Source organism: Suttonella ornithocola (assembly GCF_001889065.1).
Lineage (GTDB): Bacteria > Pseudomonadota > Gammaproteobacteria > Cardiobacteriales > Cardiobacteriaceae > Suttonella_A > Suttonella_A ornithocola.
This window is the reverse complement of sequence record NZ_LWHB01000010.1, coordinates 1-7,579: the sequence shown is the minus strand read 5'-3', so window position 1 is coordinate 7,579 and position 7,579 is coordinate 1. Positions and strand designations below refer to the sequence as shown.

The following is a 7,579-nucleotide window of genomic DNA, read 5'->3' as shown; positions in this document are numbered from 1 at the left end:
GTGAACTTCTTGCTAGCAATGATTATGGTACGCATTCCGCCGATTTCTCGAAAACCCGATACTTATATTGACGGCACACCACGACTTGAAAAAGCTCTTGCACGCAATAGCACCGCTTTGCGTCGCGCCATAGTAGGCGCTGCTACTCGTGCCTCTACACTCAAAATAGAAAACTGGATAAATGGTGTGCGAGATGCACTGTTATTCGGGGTAAAAATTGTTTCTTACGTCGTTTCTATCGCCATTATTGCGCTCATTATTGCCACTTACACGCCAATCTTTGATTGGCTAGGTGTTATCATCAAACCGTATATTGAACTCATGCAATTACCCGATGCGGGCAAAATCGCGCCTACGGTATTGATAACCCTTTCAGAACTCGCTTTACCTGCCATTCTGATAGCTGGCGCAAATGCCGCACCTGCTGCAATTTTCTTTGTATGCGTTCTCTCAACCGTGCAAATTATTTTTTTTACCGAATCTGCAAATGCCATGTTAGAGTCTGAAGTTCCAATTAAAGTTTGGGAACTGATAGTGATTTTCCTTATTCGAACCCTCTTTGCGATTCCGTTAGTTGCTATCGCCACGCATCTCGTCTTTAGATGATTACTCTAAGCAACTTTCATGATTACTACGATACTTACGTCGCGATTTACGATCGCGATGAAAAGTTCATCTATCATCGAAAAAATCCAGCCTTCCGCCAACAAAAACATTATTTGATCCAGAATATTTATCTAAAAACAATCCACGCAAAAATAGCGGACTCTCCCAACTCCTCCACTGCGGTGCGCTCTATATTGGACATCATGGCTGACAAATCTACTCTCATCCCGACTACGGCGTATTTACCCAAGACAATATTGTAAAAATTGAAAAGCCCGGAAAGCATCGCTATGCATACGGCAATATTGCTTAATTATCCGACGGAAAATGTTACGACATGATCCGTCAAGGACGCCCCTTTTCGCCATATTACCACTCTCCTATGGGCGCATTACCTGTGCATCCCCGCCAACAAGAAATCATCCAGACTGCTTAACCCTTTTCAAACCCAATCAGATTGACATCCGATTTTACTTTTTCAGCAAATCTGGTTGGACGAACTCCGCTACTACCGCCCTGTCATTTATGAAAATCCATGCCTTGCCTAACTTGGTATCATATTACCCACTGATAATCTTTAGCATTGCCTCACCGACTTTCTCTCTAAACTACGTGAAGCCCAAGAAATTGCCCCACCTTTAGATAATATAAGCAAAATTAAAAGCAAAGACTTTGACCCCAAGCGCAGCTTTCGTCCCAAAATGAAAAAACCTTAAATGCTAAAATAGCCCTACGCATTAAATAATAAAAGGAATTGATATGTCCACAACCCTTAACCGCTTCGCCGATTGCCACAGTTGCTTACCCCTACATGGCGATACCGACTTCCATCAACTTCGCCGTCATTACAATGCTGGCGTTCGCTACGTTTCTGTGAACGTTGGTATGGATATGAATCCCATTTCGCAAATCTTTCCTGTCATTGCCGGTTTTCGTCGTCAAATTGCCGAAAACGATTGGCTGATTCAAGCAGAAACCTATGCCGATATCACGCGTGCCTTTGCAGAAGACAAACTTGCTGTTTCCTTCGACTTAGAAGGCGCGCTTCCACTCTTAGAGAACCCCGATATGGTCGCGCTTTATCATCAATTAGGCGTCCGACAAATTCATTTGGCGTATAACCGTAATAACAGCATTGCTGGCGGCGCTCACGACATCCCACAAGGGCTAACCCCATTAGGAGAAACCATTGTTCACGCCATTCATCAGAATGGTATCCTAATGGACCTCAGCCACAATAGCGAACAAACCGCTTTTGATATCTGCCAAGTTAGCGACGGACATCCCGTGCTATATAGCCATGCCAATCCTCGCGCGATTGTCGAACATGGACGAAATATCTCTGATGCTATTATCACGGCTGTAGGCAAAACCGATGGCTTAGTTGCCGTAAACGGCGTTGGCAAATTTGTCGGTGATCCAGCACTCAACCCCCAATCCCTCATTCCAATGATTGAGCATGTTGCCAGCCTTATTGGCGTTGAAAAAACGGCTATTGGGCTAGATTATTGCTACGATGATGGTCGACCCGATATTCCAGAAACCGTTGACCGTAACTACTGGTGGCCAGTATCAGCAGGTTATATTCCCGGCCACGGATTATCAGGAAAATACATTGCTCCCGAAAGCTTTATCGCCATTGCAGAAGCCCTTGCACAACTCAACTACACTGATAGCCAAATCAATGCTATTTTAAAAGAAAACATCCTTAACCTAATCCAACGCGTATGGCGATAGATACGGATTAGCCATAGAAAAACGCATAATAAAATTACAGAAGCTTCTTATAAGACTGGTAATTCCTAAAAAATCAGGCATAATTAAATTTATCTAATGGATTGGAAAGAAAACATGGTTAACAAACATAACTATTATCATATTTTGGGATTAACGCCACGCGCAACCATGCGACAAATTATTGATGCAATAGAAAAAATAAGAAACCTAGATCGTCAAGGCGACTATACCATGATTCTTAGCCAAATAGAGCAAGAACTCACCAACCCACGTCGTCGTGCTGCTTACGACAAAGCCAACGGATTTAACAAAGATGACTATGAAAATAGTGAACTTCCGGTTGTCTCTCCTATCAAAGACGTTTTCGTAGATATAGATGAAAGTTTTTATTCCGATCCTAAAAGCAGTCTCTTCCAATTAGAAAATCTCAAAAACATCCAAGAAGAACTCCAAAATAACTCAGCGCTAAAACATGAGCCCAGCAAACTCAAATCAGCGCTTAGTACCAACTTTAAATATCTCATTCTTTTTATCCTCCTAATCGCCATTGGATTTTTAGCTATGCAATTTTCTCAATCCGTCATGGATTATTACAATGGAAGAAAATCTGTTGAACAAGCAATGGTAAGTCTCACAGATGCACAAAAAACCGTTGAGAACTACATTCGCAACAACGGCTATTTCCCTGAAACACTTAATATCCCGACAGGAAATGATGAACCTTATCAAATAACCGTCAATGGAAAAAACGATAAAAATCAGATTATTTTAGAATTTAACCATAACGCAGTATCGCCATTACGTAATCATGCACTTACAGAAACCCTAATCACTCGCCCTAATTTTACAGGCTGGCAATGCGATCCTAGCAAAGACTTCCCAGAAAGATACAAACCAAAAAAATGTTTTTAATCAATCAGTCAATTATCGCGTAGAGATAGCCATATCTAAGCGATACTTTCATTTCTTATGGTAGTTTGATTTGCTTTTACACACTTGCTATTACACCGCTCATTGAAGCTATTGCAAGTTGCTTCCGCCACACCAGCCAGGAAAAAGCAACTTGCACATCCCGCCTGCTGTAGAGCATTTTACGCAAATACCGTTAATTCAGCTAGAAAAAAACACCACTTACCGCCTGAGACGCTAAGTAAGATTGATAAAATGAGACCTTTGCAAAATTCCGTATTTTATATTTTTTTGCAAAGGTCTCAAAATATCTTGTTTTTATAGCTGAATGGGGTTAGCTTGCATACAAACTGACGAATCACAGACAGCCAACCTCAGTACGGCAAAACAAGCTAACACTGTATGTAAGTTAAAGACATTTAGCTATATATGATGACTACATCAGGTGCTGGTCTATTTCTAAGCCGCCTATGCGGCGGGGAACGCACTCTCAGCGCGTAAGCGTTTGCTGTGTTCTTTCTAAGCCACCTATGTGGCGGGGAACAATGCGTTCTATCATGTTTACGGACTTGACGATTTCTAAGCCGCCTATGCGGCGGGGAACCCGAATTTTATTCGATTTGATGCACTTGCCACAAGGGTTTTAAAGGTTTTTTGTTGGTTGACCTTTTGTTTTTTTGCTTGTTACAAGTATTTGTTTTTTATTCGGTTGTTAAAGAGCGGGTAAAAAAGGGTTTTATGACCAAAAATGATTGTTTGGATTATAGCTGAATGGGTTTAGCTTGCATACGAACTGAAGAACCACAGATAGCCAACCTCAGTATGGCAAACGAGCTAACGCTGTATGCGAGTGAGAGACATTTAGCTATATAGCAGGGCTTCCAAAAAATGTATACAGTACTTGTATATAGAATGCTGTTTTCAAGGTGGATATTGAGTTAACGTTGTATGCATTTTTGAGAAGTTGTCTATATTTTGCTAATGCTTTATCAGCAAAATATTTACCAGCCACCGCCAAGCGCGGTATATAAACGAATTAAATTCAGTGCTTGTCCTTTTTGATTTTTAATCCGCATTTCTGCGGTATCGTTCGTGGCTAATTGTGCGGTTGCGATTTTGTCGAACGTTTGTCTGCCATATTCAAACAAAGCGCGCGCATCGGTGGTTTGTTTTTGTTGCTGTTTTTCTGTAGTTGCGAGTTTATTGCCCTGTTTTTTAAGCGCGGCGGCAAGACGATAACTGTTATTCACTTCCGTTAATGCCTCTAATAAGGCTTTATCATAATTAAGCACGGCGGTTTTTAAATCGGCATCGGCACGATCAAGTTGTGCTTGCAAGCGTCCGTTGGTAAAAATCGGTAATTCAATACCAATTCCTAGTAATCCACCGTTACCGCCTAAACGCGCACCTGATAAATCTCCGTTCAAATGAATTTTTCCTTCTAATAAACCAAAATTCATCGTAAAACGTGGATAAAAATCGGCTGCCGCACTCTCACGCTTCGCACTTTGCGCCAAAATGGCTGCTTTATAGGCGCGAATATCTGGACGACGAGTGATTAAGTCGGCGGGATATTGTCCGCTAGGTGCTTGAGGTAAATGGGTAAAAATCTTACCATTATCAGGCGGAAAAGTCATATCAGGCGTACCGATAAGTGCGGCAATTTGCGCGATTTCATTTGCACGTTGTGTATCTAAAGTGGCGATTTTGGCTTGCAGGGCGCTGCGTTTGGCGCTGATATCATCGACATCATACTGCGTTGCTTGTGCGGCTTGAAAACGTCCCTTCGCATAGCGAACCAAATCCGCTAAGGCTTTATCGCTTGTTTCCAAAACGACTTTCTGCGCTTCTAAGGCGCGTGCGTTGACATAATGTTGTGCTAACGTGGCGATTAACAATAATTGCGCACCATGTGTTTTTTCTACCTCTGCCAAAGCCCCGTATTTTGCTGCTTGTGCATCGCTTTGTTTTTTGCCAAAAAAGTCAGGTGCCCAAGTTCCCGATAAGCCCATTTGATAACCTGCACCATTTTGAGACAGCGGATTACTACCCAAATCACTTCCTACCTGTTGTAAAACCTTTCGAGTATCGCTTGAAAGAGGATTATCCAAATGACTCATTGCCATTGTGCCTGATACACCTGCGCCTAATAGAGGTCCAGTATCAGCATTGGCTAATCGCGCGGTTGCCTCTGCTTTTTCTAATTGTGAGCGGGCAATCGCTAAATCGGGTGCATTTTCCAATGCTTGTGTAATTAAGCGGTTGAGTGTTGGGTCATTAAACTGCTGCCACCAAGTGCGGATGTCGGTCTGTGTTGGATTATCCGGTGCAGCGGTAAAACTGGCGGGCAATATCACCTTACTATCCGTGGAAGGCGGTGCATTCGGTGATTGGCAAGCGCTTAGGATGAGCGCGGAAAGCAGTAATATTTTTTTCATAAGACATTCCTTTCATTGAAACCGTAGCACATCTTTAGCCTTGCTTATCCAGCATAGAGCGGAAATGGCTTAATGCCAGTACCAAAAATAATACGCCCATCATCGCCATAATGAATAGCGGTTTTTGCACAAGGGTGATGTCGGCATTGCGGAATAATACCGCAGAAGAATATTCGACAAATTGCGTCATCGGCGAGGCTTGGCTGACGGTTTGTAACCAATTCGGCATACTGGCAAGTGGCGTTTCTCCGCCACTAATCAAGCGCAACACAATATACATTGGCAACATCAGCAAGATAAATTGCGGCATGGTCGGCGCGGTGGTGGCGAGTAACACACCGAGTGCTGTCGCCGAGAATAAAAAGACGATAATGCCCAGTGCAAAAAGCGCTAACGAACCGCTAATCGGTATCGCTAAAATGCCTTTCACCACAAACTGCATTGACGCTAGCGCAGCTAAGGCAATTACGGTGCTGTTGGCAATAATTTTAGCGGCGGCAATTTCATTCGCCGTTATTGGCATCACCAGTAAATGCTCCATCGTGCCGCGTTCTCGTTCACGAATGACCGCAGCTCCCACCAAAAGCATCGCCAACATAAAGGTAAACGTGGCGACATTCATCACTGCTAAATACCAGCGGCTATCCGTATTCGGATTAAAAGAAACGTTGATAACTGGTTTCATCGGCAGAAATTGCGCGGGATTGGCGAGCTGAAAATAACGCAAAGTTTCTTCGCTGATAATCTGCTGTAAATATACAAAGCCTACTCCGGCCTGGCTCAAAGCCGTGGCATCAGCGGTAATTTGAATGGCAGGATGCCGCGCTTTTAACACGTCTTCCTCAAAATGCGGCGGAATATCCATAATAAAAATATACTCTGCCTTATCCATTGCCGCGTGCGCCTCTGCCATATCCTCAAATAACACAGGCGGCTGAAAATACGGCGATAATAATGCTGATGTGATTCGCTGTGATAAAGGGCTTCTATCATGGTCAACCACTGCTACTGTCGCATTTTTCACATCAATACTCACGCCATTGGTAATCGCAATCACTGCTACAGTAAAAATAATCGTAATAATTCCCAGCATCGCTCTATCTGATAATAAACTCTGAAACTCTTTTAGCGTCAGCGTCCAAATATTTTTAAGAGATTGCAGCATAGCCAATCGCTCCCGATGCTATTTGATAAACAAATAAGATGATTTTTCTAAATAGGTGATAGTAATATCTATTATCTCAAAAAAATTTCTAATCAATAATGATTGGCTTGAAATTACCTATTATTCAAGCCCCCCCCCCTAATGGCAGGAGGCACAACCACGATAGAATTAGTCGTTGCGGTTAGCGAGGCAGGAGGGCTAGGGTCACTTGCCGCAGGATTACTTAGCCCTGAACAGGGCAGAAACTATACCCATAAAATGTCAACATGGTTATCTAGTCTTTATATTCAACAATAGATTGAACCTAAATTACCTGCACCACCAGATTTTCAATCCCAATTTCAAATATTGGTAGTGGTTTGGAAAGTATGCTGGAATATTATCAAATAATCCAATGGTAGTTAAATATTTAAATATCAATATATTAAAAGAAATATTTTTTGTAAGAGTATGGTTAGCATACTTTTCAAACCACTACCCAAATATTATTAGAAAATCCTGTGCCTATTGCGGGCTTTACTTTTAACTGTTTAACTCGCGAACAAATAAGCGCCCTGCATCAAGTAGGTACTAAAGCAATTGGAACCGCTAATCATCCTTTAGAACTAGAGGCTTGGGCAGCAATTGGCGAAGATGCTATAGTCAATTGCCTAAAAAATACATACAACGTTAACTCAATATCCACCTTGAAAACAGCCCAAAAGTGCGGTATGCATTTTTTTKG

General features: G+C 42.3%; 5 protein-coding genes and 2 pseudogenes. 5 read left to right on the top strand and 2 right to left on the bottom strand.

All coding sequences use genetic code 11. The features are described from left to right. From A5N85_RS00810 to A5N85_RS00800, 3 genes and pseudogenes are all read left to right on the top strand, one after another. Positions 1 to 606, top strand: a pseudogene (locus tag A5N85_RS00810) (YjiH family protein); the annotation flags it as partial. 759 nt (positions 607 to 1,365) lie between these two features. After that, complete coding sequence (locus tag A5N85_RS00805; protein WP_072575516.1) at positions 1,366 to 2,343, top strand: dipeptidase; 978 nt, start codon at positions 1,366 to 1,368, stop codon at positions 2,341 to 2,343. A 114-nt stretch (positions 2,344 to 2,457) separates the two neighbouring features. Next, on the top strand, positions 2,458 to 3,255 hold the full coding sequence (locus tag A5N85_RS00800) for a pilin (protein ID WP_072575515.1): 798 nt from the start codon (positions 2,458 to 2,460) through the stop codon (positions 3,253 to 3,255). 998 nt (positions 3,256 to 4,253) lie between these two features. On the opposite strand, the gene A5N85_RS00795 is transcribed toward A5N85_RS00800, so the two are convergent. Then, entirely contained in the window at positions 4,254 to 5,690 is a 1,437-nt protein-coding gene (locus A5N85_RS00795) for an efflux transporter outer membrane subunit (protein ID WP_072575514.1), read from the bottom strand. A gap of 34 nt (positions 5,691 to 5,724) precedes the next feature. Continuing rightward, the gene (locus A5N85_RS00790) at positions 5,725 to 6,855 is read right to left on the bottom strand and encodes an ABC transporter permease (protein ID WP_072575513.1); all 1,131 of its coding nucleotides are present in this window, start codon (positions 6,853 to 6,855) and stop codon (positions 5,725 to 5,727) included. A gap of 141 nt (positions 6,856 to 6,996) precedes the next feature. On the opposite strand from A5N85_RS00790, the gene A5N85_RS17495 reads away from it, so the two are divergent. Together A5N85_RS17495 and A5N85_RS15980 are read left to right on the top strand one after the other, a co-directional pair. Further along, on the top strand, positions 6,997 to 7,152 hold the full coding sequence (locus A5N85_RS17495) for a nitronate monooxygenase (RefSeq protein WP_115305846.1): 156 nt from the start codon (positions 6,997 to 6,999) through the stop codon (positions 7,150 to 7,152). A gap of 203 nt (positions 7,153 to 7,355) precedes the next feature. Further along, positions 7,356 to 7,579: pseudogene (locus A5N85_RS15980) on the top strand (hypothetical protein); the annotation flags it as partial.